This is a genomic window from Embleya sp. NPDC059237, from assembly GCF_042754105.1.
Lineage (GTDB): Bacteria > Actinomycetota > Actinomycetes > Streptomycetales > Streptomycetaceae > Embleya.
Window position 1 is genome coordinate 20,836 of sequence record NZ_JBHZAE010000006.1, and the last position, 25,317, is coordinate 46,152.

Annotated in this window: 20 protein-coding genes; 10 read left to right on the forward strand and 10 right to left on the reverse strand. The window is 71.4% G+C overall.

Annotated features, from left to right (window positions below):
• Positions 1 to 290: 290 nt before the first annotated feature.
• From ACFXKZ_RS19680 to ACFXKZ_RS19690, 3 genes are all read right to left on the reverse strand, one after another.
• Positions 291 to 545 carry a hypothetical protein gene (locus tag ACFXKZ_RS19680; protein ID WP_380002112.1) on the reverse strand — a complete coding sequence of 85 codons (255 nt, stop codon included), beginning with the start codon at positions 543 to 545 and terminating at the stop codon, positions 291 to 293.
• Between the two features lie 170 nt (positions 546 to 715).
• Positions 716 to 6,241 (reverse strand): carboxyl transferase domain-containing protein, encoded by a 5,526-nt coding sequence (locus ACFXKZ_RS19685; RefSeq protein WP_380002114.1) that lies wholly within the window; start codon positions 6,239 to 6,241, stop codon positions 716 to 718.
• Between the two features lie 244 nt (positions 6,242 to 6,485).
• A complete protein-coding gene (locus ACFXKZ_RS19690; RefSeq protein WP_380002116.1) occupies positions 6,486 to 7,364 on the reverse strand; it encodes an SDR family NAD(P)-dependent oxidoreductase in 879 nt (292 codons plus the stop codon).
• A 396-nt stretch (positions 7,365 to 7,760) separates the two neighbouring features.
• Between ACFXKZ_RS19690 and ACFXKZ_RS19695 the strand changes: the two genes are divergently transcribed.
• Genes ACFXKZ_RS19695 through ACFXKZ_RS19705 form a run of 3 tightly spaced genes read left to right on the forward strand, consistent with a single transcriptional unit; the run spans position 7,761 to position 10,772 of the window.
• Entirely contained in the window at positions 7,761 to 8,093 is a 333-nt protein-coding gene (locus ACFXKZ_RS19695) for an acyl carrier protein (RefSeq protein WP_380002647.1), read from the forward strand.
• A gap of 1 nt (position 8,094) precedes the next feature.
• A complete protein-coding gene (locus ACFXKZ_RS19700; RefSeq protein ID WP_380002118.1) occupies positions 8,095 to 9,339 on the forward strand; it encodes a beta-ketoacyl-[acyl-carrier-protein] synthase family protein in 1,245 nt (414 codons plus the stop codon).
• Positions 9,336 to 10,772: a hypothetical protein gene (locus tag ACFXKZ_RS19705; protein WP_380002120.1), complete on the forward strand. Its 1,437-nt coding sequence runs from the start codon at positions 9,336 to 9,338 to the stop codon at positions 10,770 to 10,772. Before ACFXKZ_RS19700 ends, ACFXKZ_RS19705 begins: the two co-directional genes overlap by 4 nt.
• Positions 10,773 to 11,017: 245 nt before the next feature.
• Here ACFXKZ_RS19705 and ACFXKZ_RS19710 read toward each other — a convergent pair whose 3' ends face one another.
• The 3 genes from ACFXKZ_RS19710 to ACFXKZ_RS19720 all read right to left on the reverse strand — a co-directional run bounded on the left by ACFXKZ_RS19710 (position 11,018) and on the right by ACFXKZ_RS19720 (position 14,036).
• Positions 11,018 to 11,407: a chaplin gene (locus tag ACFXKZ_RS19710; RefSeq protein ID WP_380002122.1), complete on the reverse strand. Its 390-nt coding sequence runs from the start codon at positions 11,405 to 11,407 to the stop codon at positions 11,018 to 11,020.
• 381 nt (positions 11,408 to 11,788) lie between these two features.
• Positions 11,789 to 13,312: a carotenoid oxygenase family protein gene (locus ACFXKZ_RS19715; RefSeq protein ID WP_380002124.1), complete on the reverse strand. Its 1,524-nt coding sequence runs from the start codon at positions 13,310 to 13,312 to the stop codon at positions 11,789 to 11,791.
• 184 nt (positions 13,313 to 13,496) lie between these two features.
• Positions 13,497 to 14,036: a putative immunity protein gene (locus tag ACFXKZ_RS19720; RefSeq protein WP_380002126.1), complete on the reverse strand. Its 540-nt coding sequence runs from the start codon at positions 14,034 to 14,036 to the stop codon at positions 13,497 to 13,499.
• Between the two features lie 144 nt (positions 14,037 to 14,180).
• Between ACFXKZ_RS19720 and ACFXKZ_RS19725 the strand changes: the two genes are divergently transcribed.
• From ACFXKZ_RS19725 to ACFXKZ_RS19735, 3 genes are all read left to right on the forward strand, one after another.
• On the forward strand, positions 14,181 to 14,456 hold the full coding sequence (locus ACFXKZ_RS19725; protein WP_380002128.1) for a hypothetical protein: 276 nt from the start codon (positions 14,181 to 14,183) through the stop codon (positions 14,454 to 14,456).
• Positions 14,457 to 14,891, forward strand: coding sequence for a tetratricopeptide repeat protein (locus tag ACFXKZ_RS19730; RefSeq protein WP_380002648.1), 435 nt, complete (start codon positions 14,457 to 14,459; stop codon positions 14,889 to 14,891).
• A gap of 118 nt (positions 14,892 to 15,009) precedes the next feature.
• Positions 15,010 to 17,367 carry a collagenase gene (locus ACFXKZ_RS19735; RefSeq protein ID WP_380002130.1) on the forward strand — a complete coding sequence of 786 codons (2,358 nt, stop codon included), beginning with the start codon at positions 15,010 to 15,012 and terminating at the stop codon, positions 17,365 to 17,367.
• 112 nt (positions 17,368 to 17,479) lie between these two features.
• On the opposite strand, the gene ACFXKZ_RS19740 is transcribed toward ACFXKZ_RS19735, so the two are convergent.
• Positions 17,480 to 17,665, reverse strand: a complete 186-nt coding sequence (locus tag ACFXKZ_RS19740; protein ID WP_380002132.1) for an antitoxin — start codon at positions 17,663 to 17,665, stop codon at positions 17,480 to 17,482.
• A gap of 39 nt (positions 17,666 to 17,704) precedes the next feature.
• The gene (locus ACFXKZ_RS19745; protein WP_380002134.1) at positions 17,705 to 18,310 is read right to left on the reverse strand and encodes a helix-turn-helix domain-containing protein; all 606 of its coding nucleotides are present in this window, start codon (positions 18,308 to 18,310) and stop codon (positions 17,705 to 17,707) included.
• 129 nt (positions 18,311 to 18,439) lie between these two features.
• Here ACFXKZ_RS19745 and ACFXKZ_RS19750 point away from each other — a divergent pair, with 129 nt between their 5' ends.
• From ACFXKZ_RS19750 to ACFXKZ_RS19760, 3 genes are all read left to right on the forward strand, one after another.
• Entirely contained in the window at positions 18,440 to 20,032 is a 1,593-nt protein-coding gene (locus tag ACFXKZ_RS19750) for an MFS transporter (protein WP_380002136.1), read from the forward strand.
• A gap of 147 nt (positions 20,033 to 20,179) precedes the next feature.
• The gene (locus ACFXKZ_RS19755) at positions 20,180 to 20,395 is read left to right on the forward strand and encodes a hypothetical protein (protein ID WP_380002138.1); all 216 of its coding nucleotides are present in this window, start codon (positions 20,180 to 20,182) and stop codon (positions 20,393 to 20,395) included.
• Between the two features lie 145 nt (positions 20,396 to 20,540).
• Positions 20,541 to 21,515 carry an alpha/beta hydrolase gene (locus ACFXKZ_RS19760; protein ID WP_380002140.1) on the forward strand — a complete coding sequence of 325 codons (975 nt, stop codon included), beginning with the start codon at positions 20,541 to 20,543 and terminating at the stop codon, positions 21,513 to 21,515.
• A 124-nt stretch (positions 21,516 to 21,639) separates the two neighbouring features.
• On the opposite strand, the gene menC is transcribed toward ACFXKZ_RS19760, so the two are convergent.
• Both menC and ACFXKZ_RS19770 read right to left on the reverse strand, forming a co-directional pair.
• Positions 21,640 to 22,749, reverse strand: a complete 1,110-nt coding sequence (gene menC / locus ACFXKZ_RS19765) for an o-succinylbenzoate synthase (RefSeq protein ID WP_380002142.1) — start codon at positions 22,747 to 22,749, stop codon at positions 21,640 to 21,642.
• Positions 22,746 to 23,552 (reverse strand): GNAT family N-acetyltransferase, encoded by an 807-nt coding sequence (locus ACFXKZ_RS19770; RefSeq protein ID WP_380002144.1) that lies wholly within the window; start codon positions 23,550 to 23,552, stop codon positions 22,746 to 22,748. Before ACFXKZ_RS19770 ends, menC begins: the two co-directional genes overlap by 4 nt.
• Positions 23,553 to 24,252: 700 nt before the next feature.
• Here ACFXKZ_RS19770 and ACFXKZ_RS19775 point away from each other — a divergent pair.
• Entirely contained in the window at positions 24,253 to 25,284 is a 1,032-nt protein-coding gene (locus ACFXKZ_RS19775; RefSeq protein WP_380002146.1) for an ABC transporter permease, read from the forward strand.
• Positions 25,285 to 25,317 lie beyond the last annotated feature (33 nt).

A 25,317-nucleotide genomic window follows, 5' to 3' on the forward strand; every position in this document is an offset into this window, starting at 1 on the left:
TCGCCGAGGGACGGGTCGACCTCGCCCGCGCCGGGGGGACAGGCGGGCGAGGGGGACCCGTCCCTTGCGGCGCCGCCCCCCCCCGCCCCGCGCCCCGGCGGGCCAGCCCCCCCCCGCCCAGGGCCCCCCCCCCCCCGACGTTCGCGTGCGGCGTCAGGAGACGAACGAAAGGACCACACGGCGGCGGAGACGAAGCGATCCGACGCCGGCGTACCGAACGGCCGCCGCTCGGGCGGACGCACGGCCGGGTCGCGCCCGGCCGTGCGTCCGCCCGGACCACCACATCGGCCCTAGCCGGCGGCGTTCCAGCCGCCGCCACCGCCGAACGGGCCCCAGCCGCCGCCACCGCCGCCGCCGTGCTCGTCACCGCCGCCGTAGCCCCAGCCGCCCAGGCCGCCGCCACCACCCCAGCCACCGTCCTGCGGAACCGACGCCGGCGCCGCGTGGTCGGCGTGCGCCGTCAGGGCAAACGCCGGGCCGGCGGCCACACCCGCCATGAGCAGCGCGGCGGCAACGGTGCCGGAAGCGCGCGTGATCCTACGCATGAGATCCCCTTCTCTTCGAAGAGACCACCTCGCCCGAGGCGGTCGGGTTCATCCTGAACGCGGATCCGCGTGCGGCGGGCATCCGAACCGCCTCGAATAACCCGACGAATACCGAGACTTCCGGCATCGTCGCTGCTCACGACGCATGTCGGCGATTTTCGAAACCACCCCTACGGACGCGCTCCGCACTGCTGCATTCGGGCGACCGGTGACGAGGACCGGTCGTCGTCGGTCGGGCGGCGCAACCCGCGTTCGATGGCCTCGATGATCCGCGGGCGCAGTTCCTCGGCGCGGATGACGGCGTCGACGGAGCCGACCTCGACGGCTCGCCGAATGTCGTGCACCCGGTCGAACTCCGCCGCCACCTCGCCGAGTTTCTCCGCTCGCACCGTCGCGCGGATCTCGTCGAGCGCCGCCTTCGCCGCGGCGCGCTCCGCGCCGAAGACGGTCGCGACATGCGCCTCCTGCGCCCGCACCCGCGAGTCGGCGATCGTCCGGGCCCGCACATCGCCCGCGAACACCACCGCGGCGGCGGGTGCGCCGCCCAGGACCGAGGCGAAGGAACCCTCCAGCGCAAGCACGGTCATGTTCGGGTTCAGCGCCTTGGAGAACACCACGAACGCGCCGCCGTGGTAGCGCGAGATCACGCAGAACACGATCGGCCCGCGGAAGTTCACGACCGCCCGGCCGATCTCCGCGCCGTACTCCAGTTGCAGCTTCCGCATCGACTCGGGCGAGCCGTCGAACCCGGACAGGTTCGCCAACACCACCAGCGGCCGGTTGCCCGACGCGGCGTTGATCGCCCGCGCGACCTTTTTCGACGACTGCGGGAACAACGTACCGGCGGTGTAGGTGTCGGGGCCGTCCGTGGGCGGGAATCCCAAACGCGGCACCGCTCGCGACTCGATCCCGATCAGGCACACCGGCACACCGCCCAAGCGCACGTCCTGCACCGCGGCGGTGTCCGCGTCGGCCATGCCCGCCCAGCGCTCCGACGCGGGGTGATCCCGGTCGGACAGCGCGCGCATCACGGTGCGAATGTCGAACGGCTTCTTGCGGTCCGGGTTGTGCTCCGCGGAGAAGATCTCACCGACGGTGGTGAAGTCGCTGCCCGCCCACGTGTGCGGGAAGTCGCGCACGTCCCGGTCGACGGGGTCGCTCGTCGGCGCCCGTCGCGGCATCGTCTCGCCGGGTACCACGTGGGTCCGGTCGTAGTGCTCCATCAACACATCCCGCGCGGCGCCCAGGTTCGGCGCCCAGTACTGTGCCTGCCCGTTCGGGCCCATCACCCGGTCGTAGCCGCCGATGCCGAAGTTGTCCTCGGCCGACACGCCCCCGGAGAAGTCCAACGACTGCTTGCCGGTGAGCACCATGGCCGAGTCGGGGGTCATCACGAGGATGCCCTTGGTGTGCATGAGCATGGTGGCCTCGGCATTCCAGTACGGCTGTGCGCCGACGTTGATGCCCGCGACCACGATGTTGATCTCGCCGCCGTCCTGGGTGAACGTGACGATCCGCTTGAGCGCGGCGGCCACCCAGTCCATGTTCTCCGTGCCCGACTCCATCGAGATCCGCGCACCCGACGACAGCGCGTACCACTCCACCGGCACCCGCATGCGCTCCGCCAGGTCCAGCGCCGCGATCACCCGACGGCACTCCGGCTCGGACAGCGCCCCGAGCGACTTCGTCGGGTCGCCGAGCAGGACGACCCGGTCGATGCCCTGCGGGTGCAGCTCGGTCGGCGTGGTGACCACGCCCGCCACGATCGCCGCCGTGTTGGTGCCCCTCGGTCGGTCGACCGGCGCCAGGACGTGCTCGTCGTCGAGGTCGTACTCGACGAAGTCGCCGAGCAGACGCACCAGTTCATACGGGTAGACGGTATTGCGTGCAGCCGCGCGGAGCACCTTGCGCCGGTATTCGTCGATCGGCTCGACGGGTTCGAACGAGCGTTCGCCGACGGTGAGTTCGGTACCGCCGGAGGCGTCCATGGAGATCCGTACGGCGATCTTGTCCAGTTCACCGGTGTGCCGGCTGCGCATCCGAGCGATGACCAGGATCTCCTCCAGACCGGCGCCCTCGGTCGTCGGCAATACACGGTCGACGAGCGTTTCCAACTCGGCACGGGTGATCTCGGTCGGCGGCCAGACGTAGATCACGATCCGGTTCGTGTCGGCGTACCCCCGCCCGGGTCGCCGGGACTGGGCGCGGCGGATCGAGTCGAGGCACGTGGCGACGACGTTCTCGGCGGTCGGCAGTGCGACCAATCGGCCCTCGTGGTCGCGCATTTCGGTGAGGTCGCGGACCTGGGCGAAGGCGACCAGGCGGTCGTCGGCGGGGTTTTCCCGGGCGACGCACTGGAAGAGGTAGACCTCCTCGTCCGAGGACGGCAGCCGGGTGAGGTCGAACTTGCTCAGCCGCTCCAACTGCATACGCTGCGCGATGTACGGGTGCAGGCCCCGGATCAACCGCTCCTCGACCATCCCGGTGTCCGACGGGCGGAACGTGAAGTGGTGGTGCATCACCGCGCCGCCGCGACCGGCCACCGTGGTGGTCAGTCGGCGCACCCGGTGTGCCAACGAGTGGGTGTCCACGACCTCGTGCAGCGCGGCGGCCATCGCGTTCGGGTTCGCCGGCTGCTTCTCCCACGCGAGATAGATGTCCGCCTCGACCGCGCCCTCGCCGTCCGCGAGTTCCGCGAGCCCGCGCAACGCGCCGCCGAGTTCGTCGAACCGCACCGCCGCGGAGACCAGGCGCGTGGCCGCCCGTTCGGCGACCACGAACGTGCAGCCGGCGACCTCGCTCGAACGCACGCCGGTGAGACCCTTGTTGCCGTAGTACCGGCGGGTCAGCACCTCCAGCATGGTCGTGTTGTCCAGACCGTCGCGGACGAGCCGCCGGCCGAGCAGGCACACCAGCGGTTCGGTGCTGCGCACCATCGACGCGATGCGCTCGGCGCGGTCCGGGGTGTCCGGGTGCGCGTCCAGATGCCGCAGATGCCGACGGACGTCGGTGTAGACCCGGGCCCGGTTGCGGCGCAACAACGGCTGGGCCAGCCACGCGAACACCAGCCCGCGCGCGAGGTCGGCGACCACCGGGAAGCGCACCTGGGTCGCCGCGACCAGGCGCTCCAGGGCGAGGCCGACCGGCTCGCGCAAGGTCGCGTCCGGCGGCGCCTCGCGCAACCACACCCGCAGCAGCGCCGAGACGACCGCGGCATCGGCGGATGCGCGTTGCCGGCCGAGGAAGATCCGGAACACCGCGGCTTCGAGCTCCGGGCACGGCTCCGGCTCGGTGACGCCGTAGTGGGCGAGTGCCTTGGCCAGTTTGGCCCGGAACGCCTCGGGCAGCCCGGCCCGTTCGACGTCGAGGCTCTGCAGGTAGGTGTGGAAGTGTTCACGGGCGCTGTGCACGTGCCCCTCACCACCCACGTCCTCGCCCGCCGGGCGGTTGCGGCCCAGTTCGGCGAGGTCGGTGAACATCTCGACCAGTTCGAGCTCGTGGGCCAGCGGCCGTTCGTCGCCGTCCGACAGCGCCGCCCGGCGCGCGGCGAGGTAGTCGTCGAGCACCCGACGCTCGTCGTGCGGATCCACGTCGAAGCCCAGCAGCAGGCCGCGCAGGTCCTCCCGGCCGCGTGCGGCGCGCTCCCGGGTCGGGATCGCCTCCGGCGCGGCCGGCAGGTCCAGCTCGACGGACGCGGTGTCCTCGGCTTCGGCTTCGGCGGCGGCGAGCGGTTCCAGGCGCAACAACGCCGCTCCGACGTCGACCTGGCTGCCCACGGAGACCGAGCATTCCTTCAGGCGTGCCCGGAACGGTGCGCGCAGCACCGTTTCCATCTTCATGCTCTCCAGCACCAGGACCGGTGCGCCGGCCTCGACCTCGTCGCCGACCGCCAGGGGGGTGGCGACGACCAGGGCGGGGGCGGGGGAGCGAACGACGCCGCCCTCGTCGCGGCCGACCCGGTGGGTGACGCCGTCGACCTCGACCAGGTGCGTCGGCCCGTGCGTGGCGGTGAGCAGCCGGTAACGGGTGCCGTTCACCACGATCTGGCCGGTGTGCCGGTCGAACCGGTCGAGCTCGACATCGGCGGTACGCACCACCTCGCCCGCCTCGATGCCGACCCGGAAGCGGTGCGGGCTCACCCGCGCCACCCGCACGCGGTAGCCCACACCGCGCAGCTTCAGGTCCAGGGGGCGACCGCTCTCGTGCCGCACCTGTGGTCGCCCGCCCGCGGCGGTGGACAACAGCCGCTGCCGCTCGGCGTGTTCCTCCTCCTCGTACGCCTCGATGGCGGCGGCGGCGAGTGCGACGGCGGAGTGGCGGTGCGAGACGAGTCGGCCCTCGCCGCGCACGCGGTCGATCCAACCGGTGTCGGCGCTGCCGTCGATCAGCTCGGGCTGGTCCAGCAGGTCGAGCACGAAGCTCTTGTTGGTGGCGCCGCCCTCGATGATCACCGTGGTCTGCGCCATCGCCCGCCGCAACCGGCCCAACGCCTCGTCGCGGTCGTGCCCGTACGCGATGATCTTGGCGATCATCGAGTCGAAGTCGGCGGGAATGGTGTCGCCCTCGCTGACGCCGGTGTCCACGCGGATGCCGGGCCCGGCCGGCAGGTCCAGGCGGGCGATCCGACCCGGGGAGGGGGCGAAGTCGCGGTCAGGGTCCTCCGCGTTCAGCCGGGCCTCGATCGCATGCCCGCGCTCCGCGGGCGGCGTGCCGTCCAGCCGCTCCCCCGCCGCCACCCGCAACTGCGCCTTGACCAGGTCGAATCCGGTGGTGGACTCGGTGATCGGGTGCTCGACCTGGAGCCGGGTGTTGACCTCCAGGAACGCGAACCGCCGCTCCCCCGGGTGGTAGAGGAACTCGACGGTGGCGGCGCCGCGGTAGCCGACGGCCAGCGCCAAACGTTCGGCGGACGCCTTGAGTTCGGCCACCTGGTCCGGCGCCAGGACGGGGGAGGCGGACTCCTCGACGACCTTCTGGTTGCGCCGCTGGATCGAGCAGTCGCGCACACCCAGCGCCCACGCGGTGCCCTGGCCGTCGGCGATCACCTGGACCTCGACGTGTCGGGCACCGGTGACCAGGCGCTCCAGGAACACGATGCCGCTGCCGAACGCGCGCGCGGCCTCCTGGCTGGTGCGCTCGTAGGCGTCGACCAGCTCGGCGTCGCTCGTGATCACGCGGATGCCGCGTCCGCCGCCGCCGGCGGTGGCCTTGAGCATCAGCGGGTAGCCGATCTCGGCCGCGGCGGCCAGGGCCGCATCCAGGGTCTCCACGGCGCCGCGGCTCCACGGGGCGACGGGGACGCCGACCTCTTCGGCGATCAGCTTCGAGCCGATCTTGTCGCCGAGTTTGCGCATGGCCTCGGCGCTCGGGCCGACGAAGGCCACGCCCAGTTCGCGGCACAACTCGGCGAACGCCGGGTCCTCCGCGACGAAACCCCACCCGACCCACGCGGCGTCGGCGCCGGTGGCCACCAGCGCGCGCTCCAGGGCCTTCAGGTCCAGATACGGGCGCGCCGACGCCGGCCCCAGGTCAAACGACAGATCGGCCTCGCGCACGAAGGTGGCCGTACGGTCGACGTCGGTGTACAGAGCGACCGTCTCGATCCGGATCCCCGTTTCCGCAGCCAGCTCCCGGACGGCGTGGATCAACCGCATCGCGGCCTCTCCACGGTTGACGATGGCAACACGACTGAACACCGGACCGAACCTCCTGTGAGTCAACGATGTGCGCGCCGCGACGGGGCGGTTCCGGCGGTGACGGCATTTCCGTCCACCGGCCGCGGCCACGTCGCAGACCGGGCAGGCTACCGGGCGCGGCGCACGGGAAATGCCCACGAGTCATCGTGCGCACGCGCCTGACCAGGGCTTATCGACGAGAGCCGAGTTCCGGGGCGTGATGATCGCCTGATTGGCGGTCGCTCGTTCGGCGCAGTAGCACCCCTCAGGATCGAGCCCGGCCGTCCCGGCGGCCCTCGACGGCGGATACCTCGTCGGCGCCTTCGTCGCGGGGCGACACCACCCGACCGGCGTCGAGGCCGCCGAGTTCGGCCGGGCCGGCGGTGAAGTCCTTGGCGAAGCCGGGGACGGTCAGCGACCGGTACGGGGCATGGCGCAAAAGCCCGGCCAGCACCCGGTAGCGCAGGCTCGGGACGCATACCACCGGCGGACGTCGCCGATGGATGGCCCGTACCGCCCGCTTCGCCACGTAGGCCGATGCGAGCGTGAGCGAGGGGGGTGGTGCGGTGATGCCGGCCCGCACGTGGAACTGCGATGCGGTGTAGCCGAGTACGAGTGCGGTGAGCGCGACGGGCGAGGTGCGGATGCGACGGGAGTAGGCCAGCGATTGGGTCATGGCCAACTCGTACGACTTGGTCGCGCCGTACGCGGTGCCCTGCCAGGCGGGCCCGAGCGCGGCCACCGAGGAGACGACCAGGATCCGGCCGAAGCCGCGCCGGAGCATGTGCGGCAGCGCGGCGTGGACGAGCCGCGACGGGGCGACGACGTTGAGCGCGAGCATGCGCTGCTCGTCCGCCCACGTGGTGCGGTCGAAGGGTGTGCCCAGGGCGGCGCCGGCGTTGTTGATCAGGATGTCGCTGCCGCACGCCGCCTCGGCCACCCGTTCGAGGTCGCCCTCGACGGTCAGGTCGGCGGGCAACGCGCGGGCCTCGACGTCGTGTTCGGCGGCCAGTTCGCTCGCGAGGCGGTCGAGGGGTTCGGCGCTGCGGGCGACCAGGATCAGATCGTGGCCGCGGGCGGCGAGGGCGCGGGCGAGGTCGGCGCCGAGGCCACAACTGGCGCCGGTGACCAGGGCCGTGGACATTACTGCCTCCTTCTCGAAACGGGCGGAAGCGAACCACCCGGCACCCGGGGGACGTCCTCGGGTGCGGAGGGACGAGCGAGTGCACCTCGTACGGGCCGGTTAACCGCACGGACTCGGCAAAGGTCACGCCACGTCCGCGGTCGTGCGTTCGCGGCCCTGATGGTTGCGTACTTGCGGGTGAACATCCGGGCGGGCTCTCGGTGCCGTTCCAAATGCATCGCCCCAGGTGAAGGGCCGGTTCGGGGGTGCGGGGGCGGTCGCGCGGGAGTTTTGCCCCCGACCTCGTCACCGATACACAAGATGCTCGATCGCATACCCGATCGGGGTTGCTGTACGGCGACGCGCCGCCGGGTGTGCCCGGTCCGACCGAGCAGGAAGGCATTCCCCGTGTACGCGATGCTGTGTGAGTTGCTGGTCGAGGAGTTCGGCATCGACGCCGCAGATATCGTTCCCGAAGCGACTTTCGCCACGCTGGAGTTGGACTCGCTGTCACTGGCGGAGCTGGCGGTCATCGTCGCGGACCGGACGGACAAGGACTTCCGCGGGCTCGGCAACCTGGACAAGGACACCACGTTGATCGAGGCCGCCGCGGCGTTCGAGGCGGCCCCGCGTTGCGAGGCGGTCGTCCCGGGCGCTCGCGGCGCCGCGGCCCCGTCAGACGCACCCGGTGGCGCCGGCGTTCCCTCCGGCTCGGCCTCCGTTGCGGGTGCCCCGTCCTCGGAGGGCTGAGGTGGCCTCGGTCGAGGTCGCGGTCACCGGTCTGGGCCTGGTCACCGCCGGCGGGATCGGCGTCGAAGCCACCTGGCGGACCCTGTGTGCGGGCGTTTCCACGGCCCGCCGCGACCCGGTCCTCGCCGGCCTGGCCGTCGACGTCTCCTGTAGCGTCCCCGACTTCGACGGGGACGCCCTCCTGGGTCGACGGTTGTCCCGTCGCATGGATCGCACGGCTCGCATGACCGTCGCCGCCGCGCGCGAGGCCCTGACCGACGCCGCCCTGGACCCGGGTGCCTGGGACCCCACCCGCGTCGGCGTGATCATCGGCTCGGGCGGTCCGGGCATGGAGTCCCTGACGGAGGCCATCGCGAGACTGACCGCGGATCGGGCCACCACCATCTCCCCCGCCGCGCTGCCCCGTTCCCTGCCGAACAACCCGGCCACCGAGGTCGCCCTCGACCTGGGCGCCCAGGGCACCAACTTCGCGCCCGCGGCCGGCTGCGCGTCGGGCGCGACCGCGCTGGGTGTCGCCCGCGACCTGGTGCGCGCGGGCACCCTGGACGTCGTCTTCGCCGGCGGCGCCGACACGATGTGCAACCGCATCACGGCGGCCTCCTTCGCCCAACTGGGCGCGCTGTCCACCCGGTCCGACGACCCGGAGCAGGCGTGTCGGCCGTTCGACGCCGACCGCGACGGCTTCGTGCTGGGCGAGGGCATCGGCGTCCTGGTCCTGGAGCGGCTGGAGCACGCACGTGCCCGTCGGGCCCGGGTGCGGGCCCTGCTGTCCGGGTACGGCTCGGCCAACGACGCCCACCACGTCACCGCGCCGCACCCCGACGGCCGCGGCGCCCGACTCGCCACGCGCGCGGCGCTGGCCGACGCCGACTGGGGCCCGGGCGACGTCGACCACGTCAACGCGCACGGCACCGGCACGGTCCTCAACGACGCCGCCGAGGCCCGCTTCCTCGCGGCCACCTTCGACCGCTGCCCGCCGGTCACCGCCGTGAAGAGCGTCCTGGGTCACTCCGGGGGCGCGGGCGGCGCGATCGAGGCGGCCGTCACCGTCCTGACCCTCGAACACGGGAGCATCCCACCCACGGCCAATCACCATCGCACCGACCCCGACATCGATCTGGACGTGGTTGCCAAGGCCCCGCGCCGCCCCACTCGCCTGAACACCGCGATCTCCACCTCGGTCGCGTTCGGCGGCCAAAACGCCGTCCTCGCCTTCCGCGCAGCAACCTCAGGAGCCCCCGCATGACCGTGACCCGAGCGGAAACAACGTCGGCGTACTGCGCCGCCCCGGCCTCCGGGCGGCGGTTGGAAGAGTTGGACTGGTGGCGTTCGTGCAGTGTCCGGGTCGTCGACCCGGCCCCCGAACTCTCCGGCGTGGTGCGGTCGTTCCTGGACGACCTGACGGCGGCGTTCGTCCGCGGCGGGCACCGGCTGATCCCGTCGGCGGATCGCGAGACCCGGCTCGACGTGGTCCTGGTGGGCGTGTCCGTACCCGATGGCCCCGCCCCGCTGGCCGACCGGATCGTGGAGGAACCCACTCCGCTGCTGCTCAGGCTCCGCAAGGACCAGGGTCGGCAGGGCATGGTCGGGCGACTGGTCGCGGTCGCGGAAGTGCCCGAGCGGATGAGCGAGATGGCGCACCCCGAGGTGGTGCGCGTCGCCCGGATCCTGATGGCCAGGGTCGGCGTGTTCACCGTCGTGTTCATCACCCCGGGCACGCTGCCCGGGGAGGTCGCCGAGGCGACGCTGTGCACGATGGAGGGCGGCCACCCCACCGAGACCGAGCACGTCGCCCAGGGCATCTGCGATCGGCTGGTCGCCGCGGCGTGTGCGCACGAGGTGGCGGGCCGGCACGACGTGGTGCGCGACGCGATCACCGCCGAGGCGTGGGCCGCGGCCCGCGCACCGCGAAGCCTGGTGGCGGCCGGGACCCGGATGGGGGACCTCGGGCTGCTGCCCGCGCCGCACGCGATGCGCGACTTCGTCTCGCCCCGGCTGAGCCGCACCTACGCGATGTATCTCAACCTCCAGGGCTTCAGCGAGGGCATGCTCTTCGCGTTCGATCCCGACCTCGACGCGCTCGTGGTCACCGCGTCCGGACGCTGGGGGGTCGACAAACGCGACCTGTCCACCGGCGACCTCGTGGCCGTCGACCATCACCTGGACCGGGGCCGGGTGCGCGTTCTGGCGCCCGAGGGCATGCAGCCGATGGCACCGTCGGTGGAGGCGTGGGAGGTCTGCGCGCTGTTCGAGGCGGCGCCCACCGTACGGGTCGGCAAAAACGCGGCGGGGCACTGGCAGTGGGATCCGAACGGTACCCGCGAGGTGCCGGCCATTCGGGCGGGCCTGCACGCGCACGTCGGTGTCTCGTACGCCGACCCGGCGCTGATCGAGAGCATCCCGCCGGACCGGGACCGCTATCCGTACGGGTTCGGCTGTGGCACCGACCTGATGATCGACGTGGCCCGCTCCACGCTGGCCGACTCGCGGGCGCTGCACGATCCCGAGGACACCCGCCACTACGTGCGCTGGCCGATGCTCTACCACGGCGAGATGGCCCTGGAACTCTGGGGCCCCGACCAGCCCGACGAGCCGCTGCGCGGGCTCCTGGACGTGTTCGACCCGCAGGTGCTGGGAGCCGTGCACTTCCACGCGGACCACATCGACCAACCCTGCTGAGCGGTACCCCGCACGCGCACGTGACGACGTCGGCCTCCGAGACCACGATTCGGGTCTCGGAGGCCGACGTCGTCGCGTGGACCGGATGACGAACGCCACGCACCGTCACCCACCAACCGATTCGCCCCGTCGGATCCGGGTGGGATCCGACGGGGCGAGGCAACGGGAACCGAATTCAACCAACGGCGTCCGTTTCGATGGTCGGGGCCGATCGCGCGAGCGCCGGCTCCCGGGTCGGCGGGTCGTCAGACCCCGACACGCTCCAGGAGCGAGCGGTGGCCGTCGTCGTGCTGGTAGCCACCGCCGCCGTGGGGGCGGTGGCCATGGGGACGGTGGTGGTCACCCTCGTGGTCGTAGTCCTCGTAATCCTCGTCGTCGTAGTCGTTGTTCTCGATCTCGGCAATGACGCATTCGCTCCCGAACGCCGGGTTGAGCGCGGCGACCGCGTTGGCGGTATTGGCGCATCCCTCGGCCGGCGTATGGAACGGAGACTGGCCGATGTTGCCGGAAAAGACACCCGAGGACTTCACCGCGGCGGCGTCGGCCTCGGAGCTCGCACTCGCGGCACCCGTGCCCGCCATCACGAGAGCGGCGGTACCGACGGCCAGGGCTCCGGCCTTTTTGAACGAGTTCACGACAATCTCCCGTATAGCGCAACATCCGCGCCGCCGGACCGCGACGCGCACCCGGTTCAACGAGAGCACCCGCCTCCGGCAACCACTATCGCCCCGGTTCACCCGAATGACTCACACCCGCGCCTTCCGGACGCCTCGACCTCACCAGAGGGTGGGATACCCGAATCATCCCCGGCGTGAGTGCCGTGAAGCGACCGGTTCGGGATGGACGCGGCCCGACGGTCGGACGGGGGTCAACCGATGTCGGGCCGCGCGGGTGCCGGCCACGGGGGGAGCCGGCACACCCGTACAACTACCCCAGTCACACAGGGCAATACACCAACAACCTTATGTATTCGCGATGTTCGTGATCGCACACCCGGCGGGCGGCGCATCGCGGCGTCAGTCCGTCGGGACCCAGCTCCCGTGGAAGCCGAGCGGGACCCGGACGGGGAGGTGGACGCGCGCCACCGGCTTGCCGGTGAAGTCCTGCGCGGACAGGACGACCAGGTCGGTGGCGTCGCGCTCGGGATTGTTCACGTAGGCGAGGATGTAGCCGTCGTCCTCGGCACGTCCCGCGGACGCGCCCCGCTCGGCCGGAACGAACACCGGCTCGCTCGCGTCCGCGCCGCGCGGAAGGCGGTGCACCGCGGTCGTACCGCGCAGCAGGTCGTGCTTGACCAGCCCATTGCCCGCCCGGATGCCACTCTCGCTCACCGCCGGCCCGTAGGCGCGGTACAGCTCGACGGACGCCGCGGTGTAACCGTATCGGTGCCGCCTGCCCAGGTACGCCTCGTTGATCCGGGGGAACTCCTGCGGGCGATCGTCGACACGTTCGGTGCGCACGACCCCGCGCACGGGGTCGATCGTCCAGCGGTGCAGCGAGGGCGGTCCGGCCGCGGCCGGACCGCCGAGTCCGCGTCCGGCCGGCTCGAAGGGCGCGGGCATGCGCGTGAAGTCGACGACGACACGGCCGGCGCCGTCGTCGTAGGCGTTGAGCGTGTGCGAGAAGTAGAACGGCGGGATGTCGAACCATGCCGTCGGGCCGCCCGCTCGTGGCAACAGGCCGACGCGCGCCGGGTGTCGTGCGTTCCAGACGTAGGGCACCAGGGCCCCCGCAGCGGCGGCGTCGGCGTCGAAGGTGATGGGGTTGTCGAAGAGGACGACGTACTTCTCGGTGAGGCCGAAGTCGTGCATCATCGGCGAGTCCGCCACCGGGACGCGCGTGGTTCGGGCGACGTGGCCGGCCCGGTCCAGCACGATGTGGCGCACGTGGTCCCAGTCGATGGCGTACGTCACTGCGTGCAGTTCGCCGGTGTACGGGTCGAACTTGGTGTGCGCCGCGAAGGATCCGTCGAGGGTGCGGTCGAAGTCGCACAACCCGACGGTGTTCAGATCGCCGTCGAGCGCGTAGGGCAGCGGCCCGCCCTCTTGACACGCCAGAATACGTCCGCGATACCCGATCACGTGTGTGTTGGCCGGGAAGTCGTCGACGGGGGGCGGCTGGGGGCCCCGGTACGGTTCCCCGAGCCGGGCGGCGACGTCGGCCGAACGCACCCAGCGACTGCGGTACCACTCGGCCCGACCATCGCGCAGCCGCACGCCGTGGACCATTCCCGCGCCGATCATCCAGTGGTGCGCCCGGGGGTCTTCCAGGCCCAGGACGTTGGGTCCGTTGCGCAGGTAACGACCGTCGAGCGCGCGCGGCAGACGACCGGTGACGGGCAGGTCGAAGGCGGTGACCTCCTCCCGCTGCGGGGCCAACGCGCCTTCCAGAAACGGGAATCGACGACGGTCGACGGCGTCGGGATCGGCCTGCGGCGCGGCGGCGAACGCCGGGCCGGTCGCGCCGAGGGCGCCCGCGGCGATCCCGCCCGCCGCGAGTGCGCCACCGCGCAGGACGGTCCGGCGTGTGGGGCTGTTCATGACGACCCTCCGTTTCGTGGGCTGTGCGTCCAGCGTGCCGCCGCCCCGGCACCACGACGATGACGCTGCCCCCCGGAGCCCGGTGGGCCTGTACCCACCCCCGGCGGGGCCCGGGCGCCGACGCCCGCCACTTTTCGATCGCATCACTCCCCCGCCTGTTGTCCAGGCCCACGCCCCGCGTGGTTCAGGCGCCCGCCCGCAGAGCGGCGTCGAGGGCGCTCATGAGCTGTCCGACGCGGTTTCTCGAGGTCGGCGCGAGGGGGTATCGCCGCAGTACGGAGACCAGTTCGGGCGTGGCGCGTCGCCGAGCCTGTTCGATCAACGCGTCCCCGACCGCCGGGTTGCCGCCCGCGCCCAGTTCGCCGATGCGGGCGGCGCTCGCTGCGGCGCGCAGGATGTGTCCGACCTGGGTGGCCCGCGATATCGGGTGCAGGTAGGCGGCGGCCGCCGCGTCGCCGGCGGACCGCGCGGCAAGGCGGGCCGCTTCGATGCCCGCGTCCTTGGCGGCCCGGTGCGCGTCCAGGGACGTGACGCGCTGCAGCCTGGTCCGCCGCGCACCGTCGACGAACTCCCAGGCGGCGTCGAGCGCCGCGCGCGGGCGAGGGTCGCCGGGAACACCTTCCTCGAACACGTGCAGGACGTCCCGCGCGCTCTCCGCCGCATAGCGCGTCACGACGCGCAACTCGTCCATGGTCAGCTCGAAGTCACCGAAAACGCTCGCCATGGCTTCGATCCTGCCACCGCCGGCCGGCGGGCGAGTTCCCCGGATACGGGCCCTGCCCGTCGGTATGGTGACGTCCGCAGGTCCGTTCGACACGCCTCTCGGATCGAGTCGACGACCGACCGGGGAAACGACGAGGAGCCAACCATGGTCGCGGACGGTCGGATCGAACGGGCCAAGGGCTCCTACGAACGCAGCGTATTCGGCGGCGACCACGCCGAACTCGATGCCGCCGATCGCGAACTCGACGCGGTGGAAGCTGAGTTGGAGCTGTCTCGCGGACGCGTACGGCACGCCCGGTTCCTGGCCCGGCGGGACGTGGACGCGAGCGAGGACCCGGCCGAACTGCCCGCGTTCGAACGCGCGTTGGCGTTGTTCCGGGCCCTGGGCCAGGTCCGGGGCGAGGCCGAGGCGCTGTTCTGAATCGGCGCCGTCCATCAGGTCGTCCGACGCGACAACGCCACGGCCGTACCGTTCCTCGAACGCTCCCGCGACCTCGCGGCACAGGTCGACGACCGGGAGACCCTGGCCGAGGCGCTGCGCCACCTCGGCGTCGCCGACCACGCCGCCGGTCGCCTGGAGGCGGCCCGGGAGCACCTGACCAGGTCATCCGAGATTCGCCGGACGGCCGGACACCAGGCGGCAGTCGCGGCGAACATGGTGGGCCTCGGCTACATCGCCGCCGCAGCGGGGCGCCGCGACGACGCGCTGCGCATTCTCACCGAGGCGGATGCGCTCGCACGGACCCACGAGGCGCACGCCATCGTGCGCCAGGTCGCGCAGGCCCGAGCGCACCTTGGCCAGTCACCACCCCAACCCCCGTACGGGGCCCGCAATGTGACGGCGTTTCAGGCGTAGCGGGTGGCATTCCGGTCGAGACTCTTCCGGCGCGGTGCGACATGTGCCATGTTACATGTCGCACATCGGAAGGCTGCGTCCCGGTACGCGGCCACAACAGCTCCGGAGGCCCCCGCACATGCGTCTCTCCCGGATATCTACGGCCCACGCGCGAAGACTCCCCGCGCTCGGCGTAGCCCTGTTCCTGACCCTCGGCCTGTTCGCTCCACAGGCCCAGGCCCAGGCCCAGACCCAAGCCCAGGCCCAGGCCCAGTCCCAAGCCGCCACCGCCCCGGCCGCGGCCCGCGCAAGCGCCGGCAAAACCCCGCCCACCGCGCCCCGGTCGATCCCGGTCCCCAAGTCACCCGACGCCCGGGCCGACGCCTCCGGCTTCAACATCTCCTCGCAGGAAGGCACCGAGGAGCACGCCCGGTCGGCCCCGCCGACCACCGAACCCGGCGCGGACGCCAGGCAGTTCTCGGCCGCCGCCAACGGATGCGGCGACCTGTCCGCAGTGATCGACGCGAGCGGCCCCGAGCTGATCCGACAACTGACGGCCCTCCCCGACGTCACGTGCACGTACCCGCTGTTCAACCTCACCGGCCCGACCGCGGGAACGGCCTTCCGCGAAGCCAAGATGGTCACCGTCGCCGACGCGCTCCGCGACGCCTCCGCGGCGTACCCCGGCACCAACGACACCTCCATCGGGCAGCTCGTGCTGTTCCTGCGCGCCGGCTACTACGTGCAGGACAACAACACGAACGCCGTCGGCGCCTACGGCCCGGCACTGGACACCGCCGCCCGCGCCGCACTGGACGCCTTCTTCGCCTCCCCGCACAGCAAGGACGTCACCGACGCCAACGGCGCGACCCTCAACGAGGTCGTCACGCTGATCGACAGCACCGGCACCGCCGGCCGGTACGCCGGCGTCGTCAAGTGGCTCCTCGCAAGCTACGACGCCACATGGCCCGACGCGATGACCCTCGCCGTGGCGCACGTCGAGTGGATCGCCGAGAACGGCTTCAAGGCCAAGAACGACGCCCGCGGTTGGCGGGCCGCCCTCAAGGCCGACCCCACCATCACGAACACCTGGGCCGACTTCATCACCCGCAACAACGCCCAACTCAACCGCCTGGACGTGGTCAGCAACGTCGGCCGCTTCCTCGGCTACGCCCTCGACATCCCCGAGTTGAAGGATCGGGTCCGACCGCTGCTGAAGGACCTGATCAACCGCTACCCGAACATCGGCCCCACCGGACCGATCACCATGAACCTGGCCTGGTACACCCGCGCGTTCGACCGGAACAACTGTGCGGCGTACGCCATTTGCGACCTGGGTGCCCGGGTGCTCCCGGTCGTATTGCCGACCCAACACACGTGTAGCCCGAACCTGAAGATCCGCGCCCAGGACATGTCCCCCGCGCAACTGACCGGCACCTGTACCAGTCTGATCAACCAGGACGCCTACTTCCACCGGGTGATCGGCGACAAGGGCGCGATCCCGGGCGATGTGAACACCAACCTCGAGGTCGTCGTCTTCGACGACTACACCCAGTACTCGCTGTACGGCTGGGCCATCTACGACATCGACGTCGACAACGGCGGCACCTACGAGGAGGGCAACCCGAACCTGGCCGGCAACCAGGCCCGCTTCATCGCCCACGAGGCCGACTGGCTGCGTCCGTCCTTCCAGATCTGGAACCTCAATCACGAGTACACCCACTACCTCGACGGCCGCTACAACATGTACGGCGACTTCGAGGCCGGCATGACCACACCGACCATCTGGTGGGTCGAGGGCATCGCCGAGAACATCTCGTACGGCTACCGCAACCAGCGCAACGCCGACGCGATCGCCGCGGCCGGACAGAAGACCTACACGCTCAGCCAACTCTTCGACACCGTCTACGACCAGGACGACAACCCCGACGTCAACTCGGCCCGGGTCTACCGGTGGGGCTGGCTGGCCGTGCGCTACATGCTCCAGGCGCACCCCGCCGACGTCGAGACCGTGCTCGCCAAGTACCGCACCGGCGACTGGGCCGGCGCCCGCACCTTCCTGAAGCAGACCATCGGCACCGGCTACGACGCCGACTTCGCCGGCTGGCTGACGACCACCTGCGCCACCGCCGACTGCGGCCCGCTGCCGGAGGCCGCGGCCATTGCGCTGTGCACCAACGCCGATCCCCGGCAGTTCGACAAGAACTGCCGCCGGGACAATCTCGCGGCCACCACCGGCAACGCCGCCTACCACTTCCTGTACCTGCCGGCCGGCGTCAAGGAGTTGACCATCACCACCACCGGCGGCACCGGCAACGCCGACCTGTACTACGGCGGCGGCACCTGGGCCACCACCACCGACTACCGGGCGAAGTCCACCAACGCAGGCAACGCCGAGACCCTGACGATCGCCGATCCCCCGTCCGGCTGGGTCTACTTCACCCTCGCCGCCGCACAGAGCTTCACCGGCGTGACCGCGAGCACGCAGTACCGGTGAGCCGGTCCGCCGGCCATCGTTGATCCGGGGTGAGCCGGCACAACCCCGAGCACGACGGCGGTCCCCGCCATCCGATGTCGGATGGCGGGGACCGCCGCGTGGCTCTCCACCGTTACTGCGGCGGAGTGTCCTGATCCCCGCCGAGTCGGTCCTTCAGCTTGTCCTGGGCAGTGTCGACCTGACCGCTGTACCTGCCCTGGGTCTTGTCGTCGACGAAGTCGCCCGCCTTGTCGACGCCCTGCCCGGCCTTGTCCTCGTGGCCCTTCAGCATCTGCTTGAGCTTGTCCATGACGGACATCGTGGCCCTCCTCGAACGTGGTGGTCCCGCACTCCAGCGTCACACTCGTTCGAGCGGGGTGCATCCGGAGTCGCCGCCCTCGCGCTGGTGGCTGCGCCGGGCGTCGCGGTCGAAGATGCCCAGGATCTCGCAGGGCCCGCCGGCCGTACCGATCGCGTGCGGCAACATCGTGGGGAACTCGGCGGCCTGATTCGTCTCGATGCGGAGGCGGCGGTGGCCGAGCATCAGGATCGCCGTGCCGGACAGCACGACGAGCCATTCCCGGCCCGGGTGGGCGCGCATCCGCGCGGGATTGTCCGGCGGCGGCTCCGTCATGCGCTGACGCACCACGCTCATGCCCGGATCGCCCTTGATGGGCCAGCGCATCAGGCCGTGCGCGCCGTCGATCATCGGACTGACGACGACGTCGTCGGTGGCGGTCTCCACGAGCTGGTCCAGCGTGGTGTCCAGTGCGCGGGCGAGGGTGACCAGCTGATCCAGCGCGAGCCGGCGCCGCCCGTTCTCGATCCGGCTCAGCGAGGACTGACTGAGGTTGGCGCGCCCGGCCAGCTCCTCCAGGGACCAGCCCTGCGCCACCCGCAGGGCACGGATGCGTTTGCGCACGAGGCTGTCCAGCTCCCCATCTTCTTGCGTCATGGGCAACATCGTATGCCTGTGATGCAAATCGGGCCTAGCGTCGAGAGTGCTTGACCCCCAGCCTTCGGCCCCACCCGCCGGCAACCCGCCACCGGTCCTACCGGCGTCTGTTCGGCATGCCGTTTTCGAGAGGACCCCATGAGTACGAACCAGCCCGAACCGACCGCAGCGGCCGGCGGGGACGGTGTACCCGACACGCGTCGGCTGCGCGCCATCCTGATCGCCGTATCCGTCGCCCTCATGGCCGTCATCGCCTCGGTGTCCGGGTTGAACGTCGCCCAGACCCACATGGCGGTCGCGTTCGACGCCTCGCAGGGCACGGTCCTGTGGATCATCAACATCTACACCCTCGCCCTGGCCGCGCTCCTGCTGCCGCTCGGCGCGATCGGCGACCGTCTGGGCCGCAAACCGATGCTGATCGCCGGGTTGGGCGTCTTCGCCGCCGCGAGCGTCGCGGCGGGCCTGGCCCCGACGGCGGAGGTCATGCTGGCCGCGCGCGTGGCCGCCGGTGTCGGAGCCGCGATGATCATGCCGATCACCCTGGCCGTCATCACCGCCACCTTCCCCGAGGCGCAGCGCGGCAAGGCGATCGGCGTGTGGACCGGTGTCGCCGGGGGCGGCGGCATCCTGGGCATGTTCCTGTCCGCGCTCCTCGTCGATGTCGCGGACTGGCGTTGGTTGTTCGTACTGCCCGTCGTGCTGAGCGTCGTGGCGCTGGCGATGACGCTGAAGTCGGTCCCCGACTCCCGGGAGAAGTCGGCCCATCGTTTCGACACGGTCGGCGCGCTGGTCTCCGTCGTCGCCGTGGTCGGCCTCATCTTCGTCCTGCAGGAGGGTCCCGAGCACGGTTGGACGGCTCCGGCGACGGTGATCGGCCTCGCCGTCGGCGGGATCGCCGCCCTCGGTTTCGTGGCCTGGGAATTGCGCCGGCGGGACGCCTCGCTGCTGGATGTACGGCTGTTCCGCGAGCGTGGCCTCGCGGGCGGGTCGCTGACGCTGCTGGTGGTCTTCGGGGTCCAGGCGGGTATCGCCGTGGTCCTGTTCCCGTTCTTCCAGGCCGTGCTCGGGTGGTCGGGCCTGCTGTCCACGCTCGCGCTGATGCCGATGGCCGTGATGATGATGACGGCCTCGGGCCTGGCCCCCGGGCTCGCGGCACGGATCGGCTCCCGCGCGACGATGGCCGTGGGCATCGCGGTGGCCGGGATCGGCCTGGCCCTGATGGCCCTGTTCGTCTCCGCCACCGGCGGCTATCCGACCGTCCTGCCCGGCATGCTCGCCATGGGGATCGGCATGGGCCTGTCGATGACGCCCTCCACCGAGGCGATCACCGGATCCCTGCCGCGCGAGAAGCAGGGTGTCGCCTCCGCGCTCAACGACGTCACCCGCGAGTTCGGCACCGCCCTCGGCGTGGCCCTGCTCGGCGCGCTGCTGTCCGCGGGATACCGCAGCGCCATCGCGGACCGGCTGACCGGCATCCCCCAAGGGCCCGCGGACACCGCCCGGGAAGGCATCGCCAACGCCGTCGAGGTGGCGGACGACACCGGCCCGCATGCGCCGGACCTGCTCCACGCCGCCCGGCAGTCCTTCGTCGACGCCTGGCAGCAGGCCATGTGGGCGGGCGCGGCCGTGCTGGGCGCGCTCTTCCTCTACATCGCCCTCCGCGGCCCGCAAACCCAAGCCCCCACCGCCGTACACGAGCCGGAGACCCCCGACACGGTCACCACCCGATGAACCTCGAAGCGCCAGGGCTCGCCGCCCTTGCCCGCTGGCATCAGCAGCAGGTCGTCCGGGACGAAGTCGGCACGCAATCGTCCCGCCCCCTGGGCACGCGCGGCCGGGTCACCGACCGCCCACATGGCGACGACACGCTCCCCGGCGATGTCCGCCGCCCCCGAATCGGACGCGCGGGCGGTCGCGAACCCACCGGAGGTGGCCCGGGCGTTGGCACACCGCACGGTGGTGCTCATGGACGGATTCCGCCAGGACATGTCCTCGAACGGACTGCGCCCCGAGCACCTGCTCACCACGTTCGCCGAGCACGCCCACCCCACGACCCACCCCCGCCGCTGCTTCACCCCGAGCCGGCAACCGTAGCGACCGCCTCGAAGGCGAACCCGGCCGATATGTACCAGGATGGACCGGGGGGCTCGTCCCGTGAGCGGCCGTCCGCACCCGAGCGGTCGGCCGTCGGCGCGGGACCGACATTCCAGGCCACGCAGTGCTCGTGATCGGAGCCGACATGACCCCGCTTCCCCCGCCGATCAAGCCTTACCTCGAACCCGCCGCGCAGGAGTTGTGCAACGCCACCGCCCCGCATCCGCGAATCTACGAAGTGCCTCCGGAGAAGGGCCGCGAGATCCTGCTGGGGCTGCAGAGCGACCCGACGGTGCCCCGGCCGGACGTCGACGAGGAGTGGGTCGACGTGGACGCCGGCGAGTGGGGCACCGTCCGCACCCGCATCATCCGGCCCAAGGAAGCCGTCGGCCCGCTGCCCGTGGTCTTCTACATCCACGGCGCCGGCTGGGTCTTCGGCGACGACAAGACGCACGACCGCCTCTTCCGCGAACTCGCCGTCGGCGCCGGCGCCGCGGGCGTCTTCCCCGTGTACGACCGGGCGCCCGAGGCGAAGTACCCCACCCAGGTCGAGCAGAACTACGCCGTGGGGCGGTGGGTCCTGGAGCACGGCGCGGAACACGGCCTGGACACCTCACGGATCGCCGTCACCGGCGAATCGGTCGGCGGCTGCATGTCGACGGTGTTCGCGCTGATGAACAAGGAGCGCGGCGGCATCGACCTCAAGGCCCAGGTCCTGCTCTACCCGGTGACCGACGCCGACTTCGACACCCCCTCGTACCTGCAGTTCGCGGAGGGCTACTACCTCACCCGCGACGGCATGAAGTGGTTCTGGGACGCCTACACCACCGACCCCGCCCAACGCGCCGAACACCACGCCTCTCCCCTGCGGGCGAGCCTCGACCAGCTCAAGGGCCTCCCGACCACCCTGGTCATCACCGACGAGGCCGACGTGCTGCGCGACGAGGGCGAGCAATACGCCAACAGGCTGCGCGAGGCCGGCGTCGACGTCACCTCCGTCCGCGTGGCGGGCATGGTCCACGACTTCCTCCTCCTGGACAGCCTGCGCGACACCCGCGCCGCGAACGTCGCCCGCACACTCGCCGTCAACGCCCTGCACACAGCCCTGCACGGCAACTGACCCGCCGCGGCGCACCCCACCACACGCCGAGACCGGACCCGGCGCCTTCCCGGGCCCGGTCTCGCGGCCCCGTACCGCCACTACGCCGACCGGGTCGACCGCAGGGCGATCGGGGCCGCGGCCCCTACATCTTGATCCACTCGACCGACGTGGTCACCGCGTCGAGGACGTCGGGCAGGGGTTCTACGCCGAGTCCGGGGCCGGTGGGGACGTCGAGGTGGCCGTCGGAGAGCACGAATGGCTTCGTGATGTCGGTGGCGAAGTATCGGCCGGACGCGGATGTGTCGCCCGGGAGGGTGAAGCCGGGCAGCGCGGCCAAGGCCACGTTGGCGGCGCGGCCGAGGCCGGTCTCCAGCATCCCGCCGCACCAGACGGCGACGCCGTGGGCCCGGGCGAGGTCGTGGATGCGGCGGGCTTCGAGATAGCCGCCGACGCGCCCCGGCTTGATGTTGACGACGGAGCAGGCGCCGAGGGAGATGGCCGCCGCCGCGTCGGCCGCGGACGTGATGGATTCGTCCAGGCAGATCGGAGTGCGCAGCCGCTTGGCCAGTGCGGCGTGCCGGACCAGGTCGTCGTTGGCCAGGGGCTGTTCGATCAGCTGGAGGCCGAAGTCGTCCAGTGCGGCGAGGTGTTGCGCGTCCGAGAGGGTGTAGGCCGCGTTGGCGTCGACCTGCAGCGGCAGTTCGCCGCCGAAGCGCTCGCGCACCGCGCGGACCGGAGCGAGGTCCCACCCGGGCTCGATCTTCAGCTTGATCCGCACATAGCCCTCGGCGATGTACCGCTCCACGGCGTCGAGGAGTTCGGGCACGGAGTCCATGATCCCGACCGAGACACCGCAGGGGACCCGGTCCCGCGCGGCGCCCAGGTAGGAGCCGAAGGACTCGTCGGCGGCGCGCAGATGCGCGTCCAACACCGCCGTCTCCAGCGCGGACTTCGCCATGCGGTGGCCGGTGAAGGGTGCCATGACCCGGGCCGGCTCGTGCACGTTCAGGCCGTCCTTCGGCAGGGCGGGGATCAGGAACCGGCGCAGCACGTGTTGCACGCTGTCCACGTACTCGGAGGAATAGCGCGGCTCGGACATGGCCCCGCACTCGCCCCACCCTTCGTGGTCGGCGGTGACGACGCGGACCAGCAGCACGTCGCGGGTGGTCTCCACGCCGAAGGAGGTGCGGAACGGGGTGACGAGCGGCATCGCGATCCGACGCAGTTCGATGCCGGTGATCTTCGTCTTCATGACTGGTGCTCCTGTACCGGGGGTCGGACACGGGTGGTGCCGGTGGCGGTGGTGCGTTGCACCACGTAGCGGCGGCGTTCGTGGAAGCCGACGACGCGGGCGCCTTCGGCGAGCAGACCGCCCAGGGTGGCCCGTACGGCCAGCCGCCAGGCCCGGGCGGTGCCGGGGTCGGTCAGGCGCAGCGCCTCGATGTCGTCGGGGAGGTCGACGAGTACGGTCTCGGCGTCGGTCGAGGCGATCTCCGGGCGGCCCCGGTGATTGCGCACGCCGTGGGCGGCGCCGAGCGGCGGCTCGACCACCTCGGGCGGGGTGGGCGCGGTGAGGTCCCAGGCGACCAGGACCCGGTCGGACTCGTCACCGCCGTTGATGGTGTCGTGCATCGCGCCGTAGAAGGACGGCACGTAGTCCTCCGGCAGGGCGCCGAGTTTGGTCAGATTGAAGTGGGCGTTTCGGCGGATGAGCGGGTCGTAGGTCCAGGTGATGCGGCGTAGTCGATGCGCGAGCGCCCACTGCCGCTGGTGCATCTTGAGGGCCAGGCCCACGCCGCGCCCCACGACGGAGCCGGTGATGTGCGAGTGCAGGCTGGTGCCGACGGGTTCGCCGAAGAAGCCGACCGACGCTCCCACCAGGCGGCCGTCCTCGTACGCTCCCGCCACGTAGTTCCCGGTGTGCGCGAGTGCCCGCAGGACCTCGGCGGAGATGGGTGAGTTGCCGGGTCGGGACCCCCAGATGCCGGCATAGAGGAGGCTGACGGCATCGAGGTCCTCCATCATGCGCAGTTCTCGGATTGTGGATCCGTTCATCGCAGTGCTCCGACTGGGTGGGCCGGCGGCCGGGCAGGGGCCGGCACGGTGGCGGTGAGGGCATGTGGGTGATCGGTGTGCGCGGCGCAGCCGGCCGCGCACGGGGCCGCCGGGCGCGGAACACCCCACCCCGGCGGGGTGGTTGCCGTATCGAGCCGCACGGAGGCCGGCCGCCGCGGTGGACCGTGGCCGTACGCGTTCACGTCACTTCCGCAGGTTAAAACCGGCGGGGTTCCGGCGCCTTTGTTTCGGGCTACCGGGATACGCCCGCCGATTTGTACGCCGGAACAATCGGGGCGGGTTGGCCGCGCGGCGGAATTCGTGCGCGCCGGAGATTCGGTATTCCCGTGCCCGCGCGCGGTTCGGGCGCGCGCGTATCCGATAATTCCGGGAGTTTTCCGGTATCCAGGCCCTCGGTATCGCGCCGGCGCGCCTCTTTGGCCGGACATACAAAGCATTCGAGGAATCTCTGGACGGGCATCACATGCCTCCGGCGGATCCAGGGGCCACGCTTTCCGCAGGCACAATCCGGCAAACGTACGGCGGGCCCGTCCCGCCCCGCGGGAAGTGCCGGTGTGAGCGGTGGCGAATCCGCGCTCCGGTCCCGATGGCCGAGCTCCGCGGCGCGGTGTGGTCGTCCCGCGCCCGGTGCGCATCCATTACGGTCCGGCCGGCGCCGGTCGAGAGGGGTCCCTGGCAGATGACGGCACCATTGCACGAGCCGAGCGCGAAGGCGGCCCCGAACCCGGTCGCGGCAGCGGCCCCCGGCGCGGTCGACGAAGCGGCGGCGGTCGGGGGCGACACCGAGCCCGTACAGGGCCGTTCGCCGGCGCGAATCGCCTGGGAACGACTCAGGCGGGACAGGTTGGCCCTGGCGGGCGGCGCCGTCATCCTCGCGCTCGTCGTGATCGCGGTGTTCGCGCCGGTGATCTCGAACCTGATCGGACAGGATCCGAACGTCTTCCACGAGGACACGATCGACCCGCTGTTCGGCACCCCCAAGGGATCCCTCGGCGGCATCGGCGGCGAGCACCTGCTGGGCGTGGAGCCGGTCAACGGCCGGGACATCCTCGCCCGTATCCTCCACGGCGCCCGGATCTCGCTGCTCGTCGGCTTCCTGTCCGCCCTCGTGGCGGTCGTCCTGGGCACGGTCCTGGGGATTGTGGCGGGCTTCTTCGGCGGTTGGGTGGACGCGGCCATCAGCCGCGTCATGGACGGTCTGCTCGCCTTCCCACAACTGTTGTTCATCATCGCACTGGTCTCGGTCATGCCGAACGACATGCTGGGCATGACCGGTTCGAGCGTCCGCGTCTTCGTGATGATTTTGGTCATCGGTTTCTTCGGATGGCCCTACATCGGGCGCGTGGTGCGCGGCCAGACGTTGTCGATGCGCGAACGCGAGTACGTCGAGGCCGCCCGAGCCCTGGGCGCCGGGCGTTTCCACATCCTGGCCAAGGAGTTGCTGCCCAATCTCGTGGCCCCGATCGTCGTCTACACGACGATGATGATCCCCACGAACATCCTGACCGAGGCCGCGCTCAGCTTCCTGGGTGTGGGCGTCAAGCCGCCCACCGCCTCGTGGGGACAGATGCTCTCGAACGCGATCGACTACTACGACTCGGATCCGCTGTACATGATCGTTCCGGGCGTGGCCATCTTCACCACCGTTCTTGCCTTCAACCTCTTCGGCGACGGCGTGCGCGACGCGCTCGACCCCAAGGGCTCGCGCTGAACCGCCGTACCCCACGCCACCCGAGGCGACCCG